The following is a 17,778-nucleotide window of genomic DNA, read 5'->3' on the forward strand; positions in this document are numbered from 1 at the left end:
GACTGCGTTGAGACGGAAGACCCAGACAAAAGATAAAATTATCATAGCAGTAGTGCTGGCGTGTTTTTCAGCGACCTATTTCTGCTCGTGGAAAGACGACGTGCTGCGGAAATTCGTCTATCCTCTTCAGTACGACTACATGGTGCGCCAATATTCGTATGAAGACGGCGTCAGCCCCGCCTTGGTCGCGGCGGTGATTCTCGTGGAGAGCAAGTTCAACGAAGACGCCTTTTCCCATCGCGGCGCTTCGGGGCTGATGCAGATCATGCCGGAAACGGGCGAATGGATTGCCGGAGAAATGGGAATCGAAAATTTTACGCCGGACCAATTGACAAATGTGCAGACAAATATTAAAATGGGTACGTGGTATCTGGCCTATCTTCTGCATGAGTATGACGGCAATAAGGTATTGGCCCTGGCTGCGTATAACGCCGGCCGCGGACACGTCGACTCCTGGATGGAAGAATATGGTTGGGAAAAAAATTTTTCAGAAATTGAAAAAATACCCTTTACAGAAACGCGAGAATATGTTAAGATAGTTTTGTTGAATGAACAGCAATACAAACATCTTTACAAGTTTTAATTGACTATGCGGTTGTGGCGGAATGGCAGACGCGCTGTCTTCAGGCGGCAGTAATCTTTCGATTGTGTGGGTTCAACTCCCACCAACCGCACCATTTTTTTCTCTTATGGATGAAGCATTGATTGAAACATTCAAACAATGGAATATTGCATCTATTCTCCCACTTCAGGTGGGAGATTTTCAGTTATTGACGGAATATCGCATGGTGCAGGAAAACGGCGGCGATAAAGAGTACCTGCTGTTTGCCTATTGCAACGCCGACAATAACTGGTCTGTACGGGCGATATTCAATCCCGATTCGGAAGAGTTTTCCGTCCGCACGGACATCGGTATGCTGGAGTTTGCCCTGATCGAGTTTATTACCAGCGATTTCGCCATGTTCCGGGCGATGGTGGAAGACCGGCTGGCCCGGATCATCCGCGACTACTATGTAGAGCCGAGCCGTAATTTCAGCGTCATACTGAAGAACAAGGGCCTGCCCGACGTAGACTGGGATGAGTTCCTTCCGGCAGAATACGGCGGATTCCGCTGCCTCATCCGGCCGAATCAGGCCGTGCGGATTATTAACGGCTCTTACATGATTCTTTCCTATTACCAGAAAGAGTCGCGAAGCGGCTTGTCCGTCATGTACAACGTCCTCCGCGACGATTTTTTTGCAGAGCGGCGGATTCATAACTTTCCAAATTTGGTTCATGATTTTGACGGCTCGTCCCTGGAGGGACTGAAACGGGCGCTGCAGCAGCGTCTGCTGCCGGTGCTGGACTCTATTTCGGCCGATATATCCTGATTTGCCCTTGCGGCGTTGTCAGAAGGCGGCTGAAGTGGTATACTAAACGTAATTTAGATTCTTTTATGTGAGAGTGGGTGCGAGCCCACTCTTAACTTTTACCTGTATGAATTTTTAGAAGGATAGCTGGTGAATGGCATGAAGCGTGAACATATTGAAACAATGATTTCTCAGGAAGTAGAACGGATTATCAGCGGCACGGATTTGGAATTGGTCGACGTCGAATATGTCCGCGAAAAAAACTGGTACCTCCGCGTATTTATCGACAAAGAAGGGGGCGTCGATCTGGAGGACTGTCAGGCTGTCAGCGAAAAGCTGAGCAAAGTCCTCGATGAAAAGGACCCTATACAAGAAAATTATCTGCTGGAAGTATCGTCTCCGGGACTGGACCGCATCTTGAAAAAGGATAAGGATTTTGTCCGCTACGCCGGCAGAACCGTGGATATTCACTTTTTCCAGCCCTACAACGGCAAAAAAGACCTGGTAGCCGATTTGGTAGGGAAAGGCGAAGACGGCAAGCTGACCGTCCGGGTCGATGGAAATGAAGAGATATTAGATATGAAAACTATATCGCAGGTTCGTCTGCATATTGATTTTTAATGGAGGGTGTAACCGTGAATAAGGAATTGCTCAATGCTATTGCGTTTTTGTCTAAAGAAAAAGGGGTTTCGACAGACGTCATCTGCGACTCCCTGGAAGCCGTGCTGATTACGGCCTATAAGAAGGAGCCGGAAGCCAACCCCCTGGCCGACGTAGAGCTGAATCGGGAAACGGGCGATTACCGCATCGTAGCGGCGAAAACCGTCGTGGAAGACGTCGTCAACGACCATGGGGAAATCTCCCTGGCAGACGCCCGCAAGCTGAACCCGGAATACGAAGTCGGAGACGTAGTCAACGTCGACGTAACGCCGTCCAACTTCGGCCGCATCGCCGCCCAGGCGGCCAAGCAGGTCATGATCCAGCGCCTCCGCGAAGCGGAACGGAGCATCGTCTACGACGAATTTTACAATCGTACGGACGACATCATTACCGGCTTGATTCAGCGGATTGAAAACAAGAACGTCTATGTCGACTTGGGCAAGGCCGAAGCAATTCTGCCGGCGTCGGAACAGATTCCGACGGAAACCTATACGGTCGGCCAGCGCATCAAATGCTACGTCGTGGAAGTGCGCAAGACGACGAAGGGCGCGCAGATCCTCGTATCGCGTACCCATCCCGGCTTGTTGAAGCGGCTCTTTGAGCTGGAAGTGCCGGAAATCTACGAAGGCGTGGTGGAACTGAAATCTGTAGCCCGCGAACCGGGCCGCCGTTCCAAGATCGCCGTGTATTCCCGCGATGAAAACGTCGATTCCGTCGGCGCCTGCGTCGGCCCGAAAGGGAGCCGCGTGCAGAATATCGTGACGGAACTGCAGAACGAAAAAATCGATATCGTCAAATGGGACGAAGACCCGGCCGTGTACATCGCCAACGCCCTGAGCCCGGCCCAGGTCGTTTCCGTTACCGTCGACGAAGGGGAAAAAGCGTCGAGCGTCGTCGTTCCCGATTATCAGCTGTCCCTGGCTATCGGCAAGGCCGGCCAGAACGCCCGCTTGGCGGCTAAGCTGACAAATTGGAAGATCGATATTAAGAGCGAAAGCCAGGCCGCTGCTCTGGCAAGCGAAGGAGTATCTTCCGCCGATGAAGAAGAGGAACAGGAAGACATCCTGAGCGAATTGGATATGCCGGCGGCTGAAGACGGACAAGGCGAAGCCTGAGGAGGTATAGATGAAAAAGAAAAAAATACCTCTGCGCGTCTGTGCTGGCTGTCAGGAACAGAAGAGCAAGAAGGAAATGATCCGCGTCGTCCGCACGCCGGAAGGCGCCGTGGAAATCGACAAGACCGGCAAAAAATCCGGGCGGGGCGTGTATATCTGTCAGAATTCGGCCTGCCTGGAAAAAGCGTATAAAGAACATCGTCTGGAACGGTCTTTAAAAACGAAGGTGTCCGACGAAATTTATGAAAGCCTGCGGCAGGAATTGTCATGACCGCGCAGGAACGGATCGGCAATCTGCTTGGCCTTGCCTGCCGGGCCCGCAAGACGATTTGCGGCGATTTCGCGGCGGAGAAGCATTTGAAGAACCATACAGTTCCCATGCTGTTTTTGGCAGCAGACGGCGGAGTCGACAACGTGGAAAAGTACCGCCGCCTGGCAGCGCGCAAGGGGATTGCCGTTGTAGATATATTGACGAAGGAAGAGCTGGGCAGGGCCGTCGGAAAGATGCAGAACGTCGTCGTCCTGCTGACGGACGCCGGCTTTGCCAAGGCTGTAGATAAAGTGTTGAGAACGACTGAAAAGGGGGTAACTAGATGACAAAACGTGTATACGAAGTTGCAAAAGAATATGGCGTATCCGCCAAAAACGTCATCAAAGTATTAGGCGATCATAATATCAAGGCTGGTAATTTTACGGGCATCGACGATTCGATGAGAGCCATATTAGATAAATCCTTTAAGGAACCCAAGAAGGCTGAAAAGCCGGCAGAACAAAAAAAAGGAATGGAAGGAACTGGCCGCAAAGTGAACGATAACAACCGCGCTAAGCAAGCGAAACCGCAGGAAGGACAAAAACAAGGAAATTCCCATAAGCAAAATCGTCCTGAACAGGGAAACAACGCCAAAAAGCAGGCTCAGCCGGCGCGGAACGGCAATAAAAATCAGCAGAGCGGTTCATCCGGCCAGAATCATCAGAACAATCGCGGCCAGGACAACAAGAAAAACGCCGGACAACAGAACGCAAAGTCGTCCGGCAATCAGAACAACCGTCAGAATGGGAATCAGCAAAATAAGCAGAACCAGCAGAACAACGGCGGCAAGCGGACGAAGTTCTTCGGCCGTTCTTCGCAAAACGGCGACGAAGGGCAGAATGCCGGCCGCAGCGACAATAAGAAAAATAAGCGCAACCAGAATAACAATAACCCCAACGGCAAAAACAACAGACCTCACACACTTTTATCTAACGTGTTGAACAAAGGCAAAAATAAAAATAACAAGAACAACAAGAAGCAGGGCGGCCATCACGATATGGGCGGCGGCGAACCGGCGAAGAAAAAGAATTACCCCACGTCTATCGAGCTGCCGGAAACGATTATCGTCAAGGATTTCGCGGAAAAGCTGGGCCGCGAAGTCGGCGAAGTCATTAAAAAGCTGCTCATGGGCGGCATTATGGCGACGATCAATCAGGAAATCGACTTTGAAACGGCTTCTTTGATTGCCGACGAATTCGGCGTAACCGTTACGCAGGAAGCGCCTCCGGAAGATCCGACGGAAATCGAAGAAATCGTCGACGCGCCGGAAACGCTGAAGGTCCGTCCGCCTGTCGTTACGATTATGGGCCACGTCGACCACGGCAAGACGAGCCTCCTCGACGCGATTCGCCAGACGAACGTGACGAGCCACGAAGCTGGCGGCATTACGCAGCATATCGGTGCTTACCAGGTACGCTACAACGGCAAGAAGATTACCTTCATGGATACGCCGGGTCACGAAGCCTTTACGGCTATGCGCGCCCGCGGCGCCCAGGTTACGGATATCGCCGTCCTCGTCGTCGCGGCGGACGACGGCGTTATGCCGCAGACGGTCGAATCCATTAACCACGCCAAATCGGCCGGCGTTCCCATCATCGTCGCCATCAACAAAATCGATAAGGAAAGCGCCAATCCGGAACACGTCATGCAGCAGCTGACGGAATACGGCTTGATCAGCGAAGAATGGGGCGGCGACACGATTATGGTTCCCGTGTCGGCTCATAAGAAAATCGGCCTCGACGACTTGCTGGAAAACATCCTCGTCCTGGCAGAAGTTTCCGAATTGAAGGCCAACCCGAACCGTCCGGCCCAGGGCGTCGTCATCGAAGCGAAGCTCGACAAGGGCCGCGGCCCCGTCGCGTCCGTCCTGATCCAGAAGGGCACGCTCCACGTCGGCGACACGATTATCGTCGGTCCCTGCTTCGGCAAGGTCCGCGCCATGAACAACGAACGGGGCGAACGGGTTAAGAAAGCCGAACCGTCTATCCCTGTGGAAATCCTCGGCCTCAACGACGTGCCCGAAGCCGGCGATATCCTCGACGTGACCGATGAAAAGACGGCCCGCAGCGTAGCGGAAAAACGAATGGAAAAGAAACGTTCGTCGGCCCTCCACGTCAATGCGAAGGTAACTCTCGACGATTTGTTCAACCAGATTCAGCAGGGCGAATTGAAAGAACTGCCCCTCATCATTAAGGGGGACGTACAGGGTTCTGTCGAAGCCTTGAGCCAGTCCCTGCTCAACATTAAGAGCGACGAAGTGCGCATCGCCATCGTCCATGCCGGCGTCGGCGCTATTTCCGAATCGGATATCATGCTGGCCTCGGCATCCAACGCCATCATCATCGGCTTCAACGTCCGCCCGGACGCGGCGGCCCGCAAGGCGGCGGAACACGACAACGTCGACATGCGCATGTACCGCGTTATTTACGACGCCATCAACGACGTGGAAGCGGCTATCAAAGGGATGCTGGAAAAGAAATATGAAGAACACATTATCGGCCGCGCCGAAGTCCGCAAGGTCATTACGACGCCGAAGGTCATCGTCGGCGGTTCCTACGTCAAGGAAGGCAAGATTACGAACAACGCTAAGATCCGCCTGATCCGCAACGGCATCGTCATTCATGACGGCGAAATCGACGGACTGCGCCGCTTTAAAGACGACGTCAAGGAAGTGGCTTCCGGATACGAATGCGGCATTACCCTTGAAAAATACCGCGACATCAAGGAAGGCGACGAAATCGAAGCCTATGAAATGGTGGAAGTCGCGCCGGAATAATAAAGTGAGGAAATACATATGGGAGAATTGCGAGTCCGCAAAATACAAGAATTCATCAAGCAGGAAGTTTCCAACATCCTGCTTCGTGAATTAAAAGATCCGCGCCTCGGCTTCGTCACTGTGACGGACGCGCGGATTACCGGCGATTTGCGCGAAGCGACGGTATACGTCAGCCTCTTTGGCAAGGCTGAGGAAAAAGAAAATACCCTGAAAGCGCTGAAAAACGCGACGGGCTATATCCGCACGGAAGTGGGCCGCCGCTTGGGCATACGCTATTCGCCGACTATTGAATTTAAAGAAGATACGTCTCTCGATTACGGCATGAAAATCGATAAAATACTTCGTGATATAGAAAAAAAGGACTGAGTTTCATGAATTGTTCATCTCAGGAAGTACGCCGTATTCTGGAACAGCATGACCGCATCGTGCTGACTGCTCACGTCAGCCCCGATGGCGACGCTATAGGCAGCCTGCTGGCGATGCAGGAATGGCTGGAAGGCCTGGGCAAGGAGGTTGTCGTGGCCGTGGACGACGACATAGACGACAAGTTTTTCTTTCTGCCGCTGGCGGAACAGATACGGCGTCCCGACCAGGTACAGACCGACGCGTCATGGCTGACCGTCGTGCTCGATGCGACCGGCATGGATCGCATCGGCGCGGCTGATGCCTTGGCGAAGGGGAAGGTCCTGAATATTGACCATCATATTTCCAACCTCCATTTTGCCGATTGGGAATACGTGCGGACGGACTGCGCTGCAACGGGCGAGATTTTAACCGAACTGTTGGCAGACTGGCAGGCCGAATTTTCGCCGTCTATGGCAAACGCCTTGTACATGGCCATCGCGACGGACTGCGGGTTCTTTAAATTCAGCAATACGACGGGCCATACCTTGCGGATGGCGGCGCTGCTGGTCGAAGCCGGTGCGCAGCCGAACGTCGTTTCCGAGCATTTGGAAGCCCGGTCTTTGGCAAAGCTTCAGGCCTTGTCGGAGGTGCTGCGCCATATTGAATTGTTCGGTGAGGGACAGGTTGCCTGTCTTTCGTTTACGCCGGAATTGCTGCAGTATACGGGCGAGCATACGGGAAGCTATATCGACTACATCCGCACGATTCAGGGCGTCGACGTGGCTTTTACGGTAAAGTACGTTGGTCCGGAAGAAACGCGGGTCAGCCTGCGGTCTAAGCGAGCCGACGTCAACGCCGTCGCTTCCGTGTTCGGCGGCGGCGGCCACGTGCGGGCAGCAGGCTGCACCGTGGCGGCGCCGCTGGAAGAAGCAAAAAAAATGATAGTGAAGGAACTTTTAAAAGTAAAATGATAAATGGAATCGTCAATGTATTAAAAGCGACAGGAATGTCGAGCCATGACGTAATCGGCCAGATGCGCCGCATATACGGGATGAAGAAGATTGGCCACGCCGGAACGCTGGACCCTTTGGCTGCCGGCGTGCTTCCCGTGTATCTGGGTCAGGCGACGCGGCTGATTGAATATGGAGACAACGGGATAAAGACATATCATGCAGAGTTTGCTTTAGGCTTTGCTACGGATACGGAGGACAGCACCGGCGAAGTCGTCGCCAGCGCTGCTGTCCCCGATTTGTCTGCTGAGGATATATCCTCCGTGCTGGCGTCGTTCTGCGGCGATATCGAGCAGACTCCGTCCCGTTATTCCGCCATCAATGTTAATGGCGTCAAAGCGTATAAGCTGGCCAGACAAAACGCTGATTTTACATTGCCGGGCAGGCGGGTCACGATATATGAGATCCGCCTTTTGTCGTATCAAAACGGACGGGGCGTCATTGCCGTGACATGCTCTAAGGGGACCTATATCCGCTCGCTCATCCGCGATGTCGGCGAAGCGCTGGGGACTTATGCCTGCATGACTTATCTCGTCCGCGTCCGGGCCGGCGTTTTTGATATTGCACAGGCAGCTTCGCTGGAAGAATTGGAAGCCGATCCGCAGGCCTATATCCTGCCTGCCGACATGGCGATTCAAGACCTTCCTAAGGCGGTTTGTACGGCGGAAAAGTGTGCCCGCCTCCTGCAGGGCCGCGCGGTGCCCTTTGCCGGCAAGGGGCTCGCCCATGGCGACGTGCTGCGGGTCTATACGCCGGAACGAAAATTGGCCGGCATTGCTCATTTCGATAAAGAACATCATGTCATACGTCCGCATAAGATGTTTGCCGACGTACTGTGAGGTAATTATACGATGCAACTATTCCATTCCTTTCAGGAAGTAACGAATTGCCAAGGCGCCGTCGTTGCGCTGGGGACCTTTGACGGCGTGCATCTGGGCCATCAGAAGGTCATGCGTACGGCTATCGACAAGGCGGCGGAAACGGGCGGCAAATCTGTTGTCGTCACCTTCGCAGCCCATCCTCTTTCCGTGTTGTGCCCGGAAAAAGAGCCGATACGGCTGGCTACGGTCGAGCAGAAAATCCAATATATTGCCGGCGTCGGCATCGACGCCCTGGTGCTGCTGCCTATGACCCGGCATCTTCTCGACGAAACGCCGGAGGAATTTTGCCGGCAGCTGCTGGAATATCTCTGCCCGGCGGCTATCGTCGTAGGGGAGAACTTTACGTACGGCGCAAAAGCCGCGGGGAATACACAGACGCTGCGCGAATTCATGGCGGGACATCATATTCCCGTCATGGCTTTGACCCTGCTGGAACGGCCGGGCCGGTCCACGCCGATCAGCAGCACGGTCATTCGCCGCCTGGTCACGATGGGCCATATGGAAACGGCTGAAGCCCTGCTGGGGCATCCCTTCGCCCTGCAGGGGAAGGTCGTACAGGGCGACCGCCGGGGGCGGCTGATCGGGTTTCCAACGGCTAATATGCTGATACCGCCGCAGATGGCCGTGCCGCCTGACGGCGTATATATAACGGAAGTAGAATGGCAGGGGCAGCTGCTGCCGGCCATGACGAATATCGGCGCCAATCCGACCTTTGCCCACCAATACCGCCGCATAGAAACGCACATCCTGCAATGGAGCGGCGATATGTACGACGAGGACATCGTCGTTCGCTTCAGGAAGCGGCTGCGCCCGGAAATCCGTTTTGACAGCAAAGAAGAGCTCATAGGGCAGATGGAAGAAGATAAACGTAAAACTTTAATCTATTTCTCATCTAACGATAATTGAAAGAAACTCATATTAATGATATAATAATGACATAGGGAAACAGGGGACATTTAATCATTAAGGAGTGATTGGTAATGAAATTTTCAGACCTCGCTATGGGCTTAAAGGCTTCGGAAATCCGTGAATTGCTTAAGTTGACGACTATGCCGGAAGTAATTTCCTTCGCCGGCGGCTTGCCTGCGCCGGAATTATTCCCGCTGGAAGAATTGAAGAAAGTCGACGTAGAAATTTTGAGCAAAGAAGGCCAGCTGGCTGTACAGTACGGAACGACGGAAGGCTACCTGCCTCTCCGCGAAAAAATTGCCGCTCGCATGAAAAAGGCTTTCCAAGTCGACTGCACGCCCGAAGAAATCGTCATTACTTCAGGTTCTCAGCAGGGCCTGTCCTTATTGGCGCAGATTTTCCTCAATAAAGACGACGTCATTTTAGTAGAAAGCCCGACGTATTTAGGCGCTATCAACGCCTTTAAGCTGTGCGATCCGAAATTCGTCGAAGTTCCGACGGATGAAAAAGGCATCATTCCGGAAGAATTGGAAAAGATTTTGGCCGAATACGGCGACCGCGTCCGCTTGATGTACGTTATTCCTGAATTCCAGAACCCGACGGGCATTACGTGGCCTATGGAACGCCGCAAAGCCTTTATGGATATCGTCAACAAGTACGATTTCCCCGTCATTGAAGACGATCCGTACGGCGAACTCCGTTATGACGGCGACGTCGTACCGTCCTTGAAATCCATGGATACGAAAGGCAATATCATCTTCCTGGGCTCCTTCTCGAAGATCTTTATGCCTGGTCTGCGCGTAGCCTGGATGGTTGCCGATCCCGTTATCATTGACAAGGTTGTCAAATTGAAACAGGCCGTCGATCTCCAGTCTTCGTCCTTTGCACAGCGTCAGGCGTCGTACTTCATCGATATGTTCGATTTGGATGCTCACGTTGAAAAGATCAAAGCTCTCTATGGCAAACGCCGTACCCTCATGTATGATTCCATGAAGGAATATTTCCCCGAAGGCGTTACCTTTACGTATCCTGAAGGCGGCTTATTCACTTGGGTAACCTTGCCTGAAAACATGGATGCAAAAGAAATTATGCCGAAGGTATTGGAAAAGAACGTTGCGTACGTTCCGGGCGGCCCGTTCTATCCGAACGGCGGCAATGCAAACCACTTCCGCCTCAACTATTCCAACATGCCGGAAGACCGCATTGTAGAAGGCATTAAACGCTTAGGCGCAGTATTGAAAGAAGAAATGGGCAAATAAGTTGCGCCCTGAAAGAAACGCGATGCGTCACGAAAGCGTGTAGACTGACAAAAGGCTTATAGGGCCTGCACGTATGCAGGTCTTGTAAGCCTTTTTGATGTTTTGCAGTATGGGACGTGGGTATGTATACGGTATGCGCATATTTTGTTTGACTTGTTTGTATAATCATTGTAAAATGATAATGCACGTATATTGATTTGGCTCAAGCTGAATCTGCATTTTTTTGTTGCAGGCGCATTCGTATCATAGTGAGCTGAATAAGCGATACGATGCGTTTTTTATATGAAAGACGAGTATCGCCTCGTTGCGCTGCAACGGCGACACTACGTGTATAGTTTGGAGGCCTTATTGATAATGGATCAGCTTCAGCAGTTATGCAGACAAGTTCGAAAGGACGTCGTCGAGGCTATTTATTTAGCCGGCTCCGGCCATCCCGGAAGCTCTCTGTCGGCTGTGGAGATTCTGGTAACGCTGTATTTCACCGACTTGCTTCGGTGTATTCCGCAGCAGCCGAAATATGAGGGGAGAGATCGGTTTATCTTATCGAAAGGCCACGCGGCTCCGGCATATTACAGCGTATTGGCCCATAAGGGATTTTTCCCCTTAGACTGGCTGCCGACGCTGCGTTCTTTAGGCAGCCCGCTGCAGGGACATCCGAATATGGTCAAGCTGCCTTGTCTTGATTGCGCCGTCGGGTCCTTGGGACAGGGATTGTCCATTGCCAACGGCATAGCCTGGGCTTTGAAATACCGTCATGAAACGCCTCATGTGTTCTGCCTTATCGGCGACGGCGAACAACAGGAAGGGCAGATTTGGGAAGCGGCGGCCTTTGCAGCCCATCATCATCTGGACAATGTCTGCCTTATCGTAGACTGCAACGGCATGCAGCTTGTCGATTCGCTGAAAACAATCAAGGATTTACAGCCCTTTGACACCAAGTGGAAAAGCTTTGGCTGGAATGTCATGACTGTTGATGGACACGATATAGATAAACTCTATCAAGTATTATCGGAAGCCAAGGCGCATACAGGCTGTCCGACTGTCGTCCTGGCCCAGACCGTAAAGGGAAAAGGCGTGTCATACATGGAAAACCAGGCCGACTGGCACGGCACGGCGCCGAATAAAGAGCAATATGCGGCCGCCATGAAGGAATTATCTCAGGAGGTGCTGTAATGGAGTGTATACCTATGCGCGACGGCTACGGAAAAGCCTTGCTGGAATTATGCCGCCTTCACGATAACGTCATCGTCATGGATGCCGATGTGGCAAAATCGACGCGCACCGACTGGGTGCGTACAGCCTATCCGCAAAAATATTTGAACGTAGGCATTTCGGAACAGGATTTAGTCGGCACGGCTGCCGGCATGTCCCTGACGGGGTTCGTTCCCTTCGTGTCTACGTACGGCGTGTTTCTGACCGGAAGGGCGTGGGAACAAATCCGCAATACAGTCGGGTATAATCGCCTGAACGTCAAGCTGGGAGGCGCTCACGCCGGTATTTCCGTAGGCCCCGACGGCGGCACCCATCAAGCCCTGGAAGACGTGGCCCTCATGCGGACGATTCCCAATATTATGGTCGTCGTTCCTTGCGATTATAAGGAAACGTATAAGGCGACGATGGCCGTGTACGATATGACCGGGCCTTCGTATATCCGTTTCAGCCGTAATCCCGTGCCCGTCGTTACCGACGACGACACGCCTTTTACGATCGGTAAGGCTTCTATCTTCCGTAAAGGAAGGGACGTCACGATTTTTGCCAACGGCATCATGGTGCATCAAAGCCTGGAAGCGGCGAAGACCTTGGCCAGTGAAGGCGTTTCCGTGCAAGTCGTCAACGTTCATACGGTTAAGCCGTTAGATGAAGACTGCATCGTATCCTGCGCCGCTGCGACGGGAGCCGTCGTCGTATGTGAAGAACACCAGCGTATCGGCGGTCTGGGAAGCGCTGTATGCGAATGCCTGGCTCAGCGCTGCTGCGTGCCTGTCGAATTGGTTGGCATTCGCGACCGGTTCGGCGAATCGGGCCGGCCGAATGAATTGCTGGAGGCCTACGGCTTAGGTCCCAGCCACGTGGCAGAGGCTGTCAGGGCCGTATTGAAACGAAAATAGAGAAAAGCTGTCATGACGGATTGGTTTCAAGTCATGACAGCTTTTTATTAATAGGATAGATTTTTTCTGAACTGCAGAATCGCCCGGCTGGGAATTTGCGCGGAGAAGATGCCGATAGTCATGAGGACGCAGCCCATGAACTCGCGCATGCTCATCCATTCGCCGAGCAGGAGCACGCCGGCCAGCGCGCCGAAGATCATTTCGAAACTGCAGAGGAGAGACGCTTCCGTCGGCGGAACTTTGCGCTGGGCGACGATTTGCAAGGTATAGCCGACGCCGCTGGATAAAATGCCGCAATAGATGATGGGCACCGCCGAGGCGACGATCATGGCCAGGGTCAGCGTTTCTCCGTAAAAGGGCATAGCGATAAAGTTGTAGCAGCCGCAGGCGACAAATTGGCCAACGGCCAGCTTGATGCCGGAAAAATACGGTACGAATCGATCGATGAATAAAATATGCAGGGACCAGAAGACGACGCCGATGAGATTCAGCAGGTCGCCGAAGTTGATGGCCTCGCCGCCGCCGTGGAAAGCCAGAAGATACAGTCCCGATACGGCGATAAGGCAGCCGAGGATATGGGCCAGGCGCAGCGTATTTTTCATCAGCAAGCCGATCAGGGGGACGGCTACGATATACAGGGATGTGATGAACCCAGCTTTGCCGGCTGTAGTATAAATGAGTCCAACCTGCTGAAAGGAAGAGCCGGAAAACAGGAAAAATCCCAGAATTGCGCTGGCCGTCACGATGGTCAGCCCCTTAGGCGGAGCTGCGTATGTTTCCTCGTCCTTGTGGCGGTTCATATACAGTACGGGAAAGAGGGACAGCGCGCCCAGCCAGAACCGGAGGCCGTTAAAGGCGAAAGGGCCGATCGTTTCCATACCCGTGCGCTGGGCTACGAAGGCGCAGCCCCAGACGAGGGCTGTGAGTAAAAGCATAAGTCGATATTTCACGTGCTGATGCTCCTTTCGTATAAAAATATGCAGAACGAATTTATTATACCATGAAACCTGCAGCGAATACAGGGGCTGCCGCAGTGCCGGCAGAACTGGCCAGGCAACGAATGGCAAAATTTCATTGCTCCTATTCATTCATATGATGTATAATATACGTAGAATTAATTTGGAGGCGAGCGTATTGTATACTAATGCATTGCTGACGGACCTGTATCAGCTGACGATGATGCAGGGGCTGTTTTTAGAAGGCAAACACGAGCAGTACTGCGTGTTTGACCGGTATTACCGGAGCAATCCGTTCAACGGCGGCTATACTGTCGTCGCCGGATTGGAACACTTGATTGACTATGTTTCCCGCATCCATTTCAGCGATGACGACATAGACTACTTGAAAAAGACGGGAATTTTCTGCGATGAATTTCTTGAATATCTGCGGACCTGGTCCTTTACCGGCGACATCTACGCCATGCCGGAAGGCACCGTGGCTTTTCCGCAGGAAGTGCTCCTGCGCGTTCATGCCAAAAAAGACGAATGCCTGCTCTTAGAAACGTGCATGTCCATGATCATGAACCATGAAAGCCTCATTGCCACGAAGGCCCGCCGCGTCCGTACCGTCGCCGGCAAAGACGCATTGATGGAGTTCGGCCTGCGCCGGGCGCAGGGAGAATCGGCCGGCGTATACGGCGCCCGTTCGGCGATGATCGGCGGCTTCAACGGCACGAGCAACGTGCTGGCCGGCGCATTGTTCCACATCCCTATTCTGGGGACGATGGCCCACAGCTGGGTTATGAGCTTTCCGACGGAGCTGGAAGCGTTCCGCGCCTACGCCCGGCAGTATCCGAACAACCTCATCCTGCTGGTCGATACGTACAATACTCTCAAGCAGGGCGTGCCCGACGCCATTACGGTTTTCCAGGAAATGAAGGAAGCCGGTACGCTGCCTAAGTCTTACGGCATCCGCTTGGACAGCGGCGACTTGGCCTACCTGTCGAAAGAAGCCCGCCGAATGTTTGAAGAAGCCGGCTTCGGCGACGCCGTGATCGCCGCGTCGAACGATTTGGATGAAACTCTTATTTCCGAATTGAAGATTCAGGGCTGCGCCATCAATTCGTGGGGCGTCGGCACCAATCTGATTACGGCGAAGGGCAGCCCGTCTCTGGGCGGCGTATTCAAGCTCGTCGGCCAATACGACGGCGATGTCTTCGTACCGAAAATCAAGATGAGCGATAACGCCGAAAAAATTTCGAACCCGGGGATTAAAAACGTCCTGCGCATTTATGATAAGAAGACGGGTAAGATGAAAGCGGACATCATCGCCTTGGAAGGAGAAACGATTGATCCGACGCAGGACCTGCATTTGACCAGCGACAAAGCGCCGTGGCGGTCGCGGCTGATTCCGGCTAATTCCTTTGAAGTCAAGACGATGCTCCGGCCGATTTTCCTGAAAGGGAAGCTGGTCTACGACCTGCCGTCCTTGTCGGATATCATCGCCTATGCGGACGAACAGATGGACAGCCTGTGGCCTGAATACCAGCGCCTCGTCAACCCGGAAGAAATGTGGGTACAGCGCAGCGCTAAGGTTTCGGCATTGCGGGAAAAGGTTTTGAAAGAAGAATCGCTGCATTTCTTTTAAGCAGCATGAATAGGACACTGCATATTCCGGCCAACGGGATGTGCAGTGTTTTTTTATGGCATAGGCGGACTCTTGCGTACTATGATATAATACATCATATATGCGTTTCTTGTAGTTGAAATAAGAAGGTGGACGAATGAAAGGGACGATTTTGGGCGATATTGTCGGTTCGCCTTATGAATTTTGCGCAAGTCCGGTTAAGACGAAGGATTTCATCTGGTTTGCCGAGGGCTCGCGGTTTACGGACGATACGGTGACGACTGTGGCCGTCGCGGCGGCCTTAGCTGAAGGAAAGGAATCGCGCTGCGGGTATATCAAGCCGCTGCGGCGGCAGCTGAAATACTGGTGCCGCCGATACCCAAACGCCGGATTTGGCCGGCAGTTTGCCTGCTGGTTTTCGTCGGACGACAGCGCGCCGTACGGAAGTTATGGCAACGGCGCGGCCATGCGCGTAGCGCCTGCCGCCTGGGTCGGCCGTTCGTTGGACGAGGCGCAGGCCCTGGCGGAAATTACGGCCCTCGTCACTCACGATCATCCCGAAGCCGTTCAGGGAGCCGTCGCCGTGGCGTCCGCCATATATTTAGCCCGCACCGGAAGCAGTAAAGACGATATCCGCGCCTATATGAGGAAGTATTTTTATCCCTTGACGGCATCTCTCGATGAAATACGGCCTGGATATGCCTTTACCTGCCGGACGGCGGACAGCGTGCCGGAAGCGATTGAAGCGTTTTTGGAAAGCGATAGTCTGCAGGACGCTATTGGCAATGCCGTGTCCCTAGGAGGCGATACGGATACGCAGGCGGCTATTGCCGGGTCCATTGCCGAGGCGTTTTACGGCGTGCCCGACTGGCTGTGGCAGAAGGCTTGTTCCTATTTGCCGAAGGATATGCTGGCTGCTGCAGTGAATTTTGAAAGGCAATATATGAAGTAAGGAGCAATACCATGGCCAACAAAGAACTTTTAACGAAATATGAAAGGCTACGTTCCGTCGTCGCCGATATGGGCAGCGTCGTCGTCGGGTTTTCCGGCGGCGTAGACAGCACCTTTTTGACCTATGTCGCCTGGGACGTATTGGGAGATAGGGCCTTGGCCGTAACGGCCGTGTCGCCGACCTTGCCTGAAGGGGAAGAGCGCGCAGCCTGCCAGCTGGCGGCGCAAATGGGAGTCGCCCATGTTGTCATGCCGTCGCAGGAGTTTGAAAATGAGGAATTTGTCAAAAATCAGCCGGACCGCTGCTATATCTGCAAGAAAATACGCTTTACTGCCCTGGCGGCTTTGGCAAAGGAGAGCCGGTACCGGTGGGTCGCCGACGGCAGCAACGTCGACGACTTAGGCGATTACCGTCCCGGCATGAAGGCTCTGAAAGAAATGGCCGACGTCGTGCGCAGTCCCATGGTGGAAACGGGTATGACGAAAGGGGACATACGGGAGCTTTCGAAACTACTCGGCCTGCCGACGTGGGACAAGCAGAGCGCGGCCTGCCTGGCCAGCCGGATTCCCTACGGCGTGCCCTTGTCGCCCCAGCGTCTGCGCCAGGTCGACCAAGCCGAGGCGTACATCGCTCCCTTTGTGAAGGGGTCATTGCGCGTGCGTCACCACGGCGACGTCGCCCGCATCGAAGTGGGACGAGACGAAATCCCGTCCGTGCTGCAGCATGGAGAGGAAATCGTCCAGGCCCTGCGCGGCTATGGATTTACTTACGTGACTGTCGATTTAGGCGGATACGCCATGGGAAGCTTAAACGAAGGAATCGAGACGAGGGAGGAAACATAAATGGCAATTACGAAGAAAATAAAGCAGGAAATGCTGCAGCGGTTTCAGGATCAGTACGGCATCATGAAGCCGGCCCTGCATTATACGACGCCTTTCGAGCTCATGATAGCCGTCATCTTATCGGCTCAGTGTACGGACGAACGGGTAAACATCGTCACGGCCGGCATGTTTCCGGAATATAACACGCCGGAAAAGATGCTGACCCTGGGCCTGGAAGGGCTGGAAGAAAAAATACGCACCTGCGGCCTGTATCACAGCAAGGCCAAGAACATCTTAGCCAACTGCGCTATCTTGTGCGAACAGTACGGCGGCGAAGTGCCCCAGACCTTTGACGAACTGGTCAAGCTGCCCGGCGTAGGGCGCAAGACGGCAAATGTATTGGTCAGCATCTTATTCGATACGCCGGCCATCGCCGTCGACACGCACGTATTTCGCGTGTCCAACCGCCTGCAGCTGGCCGAGGGAAAGACGCCTCTGGAAGTCGAGAAGGGCTTGCAGAAAGCCATTCCCGAAGAATGGTGGAGCCGTGCCCATCACTGGCTCATCTGGCACGGCCGCCGCGTATGCAAGGCCCGCAAGCCGGCCTGCGACGACTGCTTCCTGGCCGACCTGTGCCCTGCCTCGTCAATTGACAAAAAAGCTAAAACTCGGTAAGATAGAACATGCTTAGGCTACAGCCATTTTAATAATGGGGGAG

The 17,778-nt window shown here is 53.4% G+C and carries 19 protein-coding genes and 1 tRNA gene; 19 read left to right on the forward strand and 1 reads right to left on the reverse strand.

What is annotated here, in order from left to right; translation table 11 throughout:
• Window positions 1-7: 7 nt before the first annotated feature.
• The 15 genes from DKB62_RS10775 to DKB62_RS10845 all read left to right on the forward strand — a co-directional run bounded on the left by DKB62_RS10775 (window position 8) and on the right by DKB62_RS10845 (window position 12,722).
• Complete coding sequence (locus tag DKB62_RS10775; protein ID WP_087476955.1) at window positions 8-583, forward strand: lytic transglycosylase domain-containing protein; 576 nt, start codon at window positions 8-10, stop codon at window positions 581-583.
• An 8-nt stretch (window positions 584-591) separates the two neighbouring features.
• A tRNA-Leu gene (locus tag DKB62_RS10780) sits at window positions 592-677 on the forward strand.
• A 93-nt stretch (window positions 678-770) separates the two neighbouring features.
• On the forward strand, window positions 771-1,370 hold the full coding sequence (locus DKB62_RS10785; protein WP_107196645.1) for a hypothetical protein: 600 nt from the start codon (window positions 771-773) through the stop codon (window positions 1,368-1,370).
• Between the two features lie 138 nt (window positions 1,371-1,508).
• The gene (locus tag DKB62_RS10790; RefSeq protein ID WP_087476998.1) at window positions 1,509-1,970 is read left to right on the forward strand and encodes a ribosome maturation factor RimP; all 462 of its coding nucleotides are present in this window, start codon (window positions 1,509-1,511) and stop codon (window positions 1,968-1,970) included.
• A gap of 14 nt (window positions 1,971-1,984) precedes the next feature.
• The gene (gene nusA, locus DKB62_RS10795) at window positions 1,985-3,124 is read left to right on the forward strand and encodes a transcription termination factor NusA (protein ID WP_107196646.1); all 1,140 of its coding nucleotides are present in this window, start codon (window positions 1,985-1,987) and stop codon (window positions 3,122-3,124) included.
• Window positions 3,125-3,134: 10 nt separating this feature from the next.
• Window positions 3,135-3,395 carry an RNase P modulator RnpM gene (gene rnpM, locus DKB62_RS10800; RefSeq protein ID WP_087476958.1) on the forward strand — a complete coding sequence of 87 codons (261 nt, stop codon included), beginning with the start codon at window positions 3,135-3,137 and terminating at the stop codon, window positions 3,393-3,395.
• Window positions 3,392-3,721: a L7Ae/L30e/S12e/Gadd45 family ribosomal protein gene (locus DKB62_RS10805; protein WP_107196647.1), complete on the forward strand. Its 330-nt coding sequence runs from the start codon at window positions 3,392-3,394 to the stop codon at window positions 3,719-3,721. Before rnpM ends, DKB62_RS10805 begins: the two co-directional genes overlap by 4 nt.
• Complete coding sequence (gene infB, locus DKB62_RS10810; RefSeq protein WP_107196648.1) at window positions 3,718-6,210, forward strand: translation initiation factor IF-2; 2,493 nt, start codon at window positions 3,718-3,720, stop codon at window positions 6,208-6,210. Before DKB62_RS10805 ends, infB begins: the two co-directional genes overlap by 4 nt.
• Window positions 6,211-6,228: 18 nt before the next feature.
• Entirely contained in the window at window positions 6,229-6,576 is a 348-nt protein-coding gene (gene rbfA / locus DKB62_RS10815; protein ID WP_087476961.1) for a 30S ribosome-binding factor RbfA, read from the forward strand.
• Window positions 6,577-6,581: 5 nt separating this feature from the next.
• The gene (locus DKB62_RS10820) at window positions 6,582-7,526 is read left to right on the forward strand and encodes a DHH family phosphoesterase (RefSeq protein ID WP_107196649.1); all 945 of its coding nucleotides are present in this window, start codon (window positions 6,582-6,584) and stop codon (window positions 7,524-7,526) included.
• Complete coding sequence (gene truB / locus DKB62_RS10825; protein WP_087476963.1) at window positions 7,523-8,404, forward strand: tRNA pseudouridine(55) synthase TruB; 882 nt, start codon at window positions 7,523-7,525, stop codon at window positions 8,402-8,404. Before DKB62_RS10820 ends, truB begins: the two co-directional genes overlap by 4 nt.
• Window positions 8,405-8,416: 12 nt before the next feature.
• Window positions 8,417-9,352 carry a bifunctional riboflavin kinase/FAD synthetase gene (locus tag DKB62_RS10830; protein ID WP_107196650.1) on the forward strand — a complete coding sequence of 312 codons (936 nt, stop codon included), beginning with the start codon at window positions 8,417-8,419 and terminating at the stop codon, window positions 9,350-9,352.
• Between the two features lie 74 nt (window positions 9,353-9,426).
• A complete protein-coding gene (locus DKB62_RS10835; protein WP_087476965.1) occupies window positions 9,427-10,614 on the forward strand; it encodes an aminotransferase-like domain-containing protein in 1,188 nt (395 codons plus the stop codon).
• A gap of 354 nt (window positions 10,615-10,968) precedes the next feature.
• Window positions 10,969-11,787 (forward strand): transketolase, encoded by an 819-nt coding sequence (locus DKB62_RS10840; RefSeq protein ID WP_107196651.1) that lies wholly within the window; start codon window positions 10,969-10,971, stop codon window positions 11,785-11,787.
• Window positions 11,787-12,722 carry a transketolase family protein gene (locus tag DKB62_RS10845; RefSeq protein WP_107196652.1) on the forward strand — a complete coding sequence of 312 codons (936 nt, stop codon included), beginning with the start codon at window positions 11,787-11,789 and terminating at the stop codon, window positions 12,720-12,722. Before DKB62_RS10840 ends, DKB62_RS10845 begins: the two co-directional genes overlap by 1 nt.
• Before the next feature lie 47 nt (window positions 12,723-12,769).
• Here the strand turns inward: DKB62_RS10845 and DKB62_RS10850 are convergent, their stop codons facing one another.
• Window positions 12,770-13,672 carry a DMT family transporter gene (locus DKB62_RS10850; protein ID WP_107196667.1) on the reverse strand — a complete coding sequence of 301 codons (903 nt, stop codon included), beginning with the start codon at window positions 13,670-13,672 and terminating at the stop codon, window positions 12,770-12,772.
• A 184-nt stretch (window positions 13,673-13,856) separates the two neighbouring features.
• Here DKB62_RS10850 and DKB62_RS10855 point away from each other — a divergent pair, with 184 nt between their 5' ends.
• The 4 genes from DKB62_RS10855 to nth all read left to right on the forward strand — a co-directional run bounded on the left by DKB62_RS10855 (window position 13,857) and on the right by nth (window position 17,735).
• A complete protein-coding gene (locus DKB62_RS10855; protein ID WP_107196653.1) occupies window positions 13,857-15,308 on the forward strand; it encodes a nicotinate phosphoribosyltransferase in 1,452 nt (483 codons plus the stop codon).
• Between the two features lie 136 nt (window positions 15,309-15,444).
• Window positions 15,445-16,239 carry an ADP-ribosylglycohydrolase family protein gene (locus tag DKB62_RS10860; RefSeq protein WP_107196654.1) on the forward strand — a complete coding sequence of 265 codons (795 nt, stop codon included), beginning with the start codon at window positions 15,445-15,447 and terminating at the stop codon, window positions 16,237-16,239.
• An 11-nt stretch (window positions 16,240-16,250) separates the two neighbouring features.
• Window positions 16,251-17,081 carry an ATP-dependent sacrificial sulfur transferase LarE gene (gene larE / locus DKB62_RS10865; RefSeq protein WP_107196655.1) on the forward strand — a complete coding sequence of 277 codons (831 nt, stop codon included), beginning with the start codon at window positions 16,251-16,253 and terminating at the stop codon, window positions 17,079-17,081.
• Window positions 17,082-17,735 (forward strand): endonuclease III, encoded by a 654-nt coding sequence (nth, locus tag DKB62_RS10870; protein ID WP_087476971.1) that lies wholly within the window; start codon window positions 17,082-17,084, stop codon window positions 17,733-17,735.
• The last annotated feature ends 43 nt before the right edge of the window (window positions 17,736-17,778 follow it).

Source organism: Megasphaera stantonii, from assembly GCF_003367905.1.
Lineage (GTDB): Bacteria > Bacillota > Negativicutes > Veillonellales > Megasphaeraceae > Megasphaera > Megasphaera stantonii.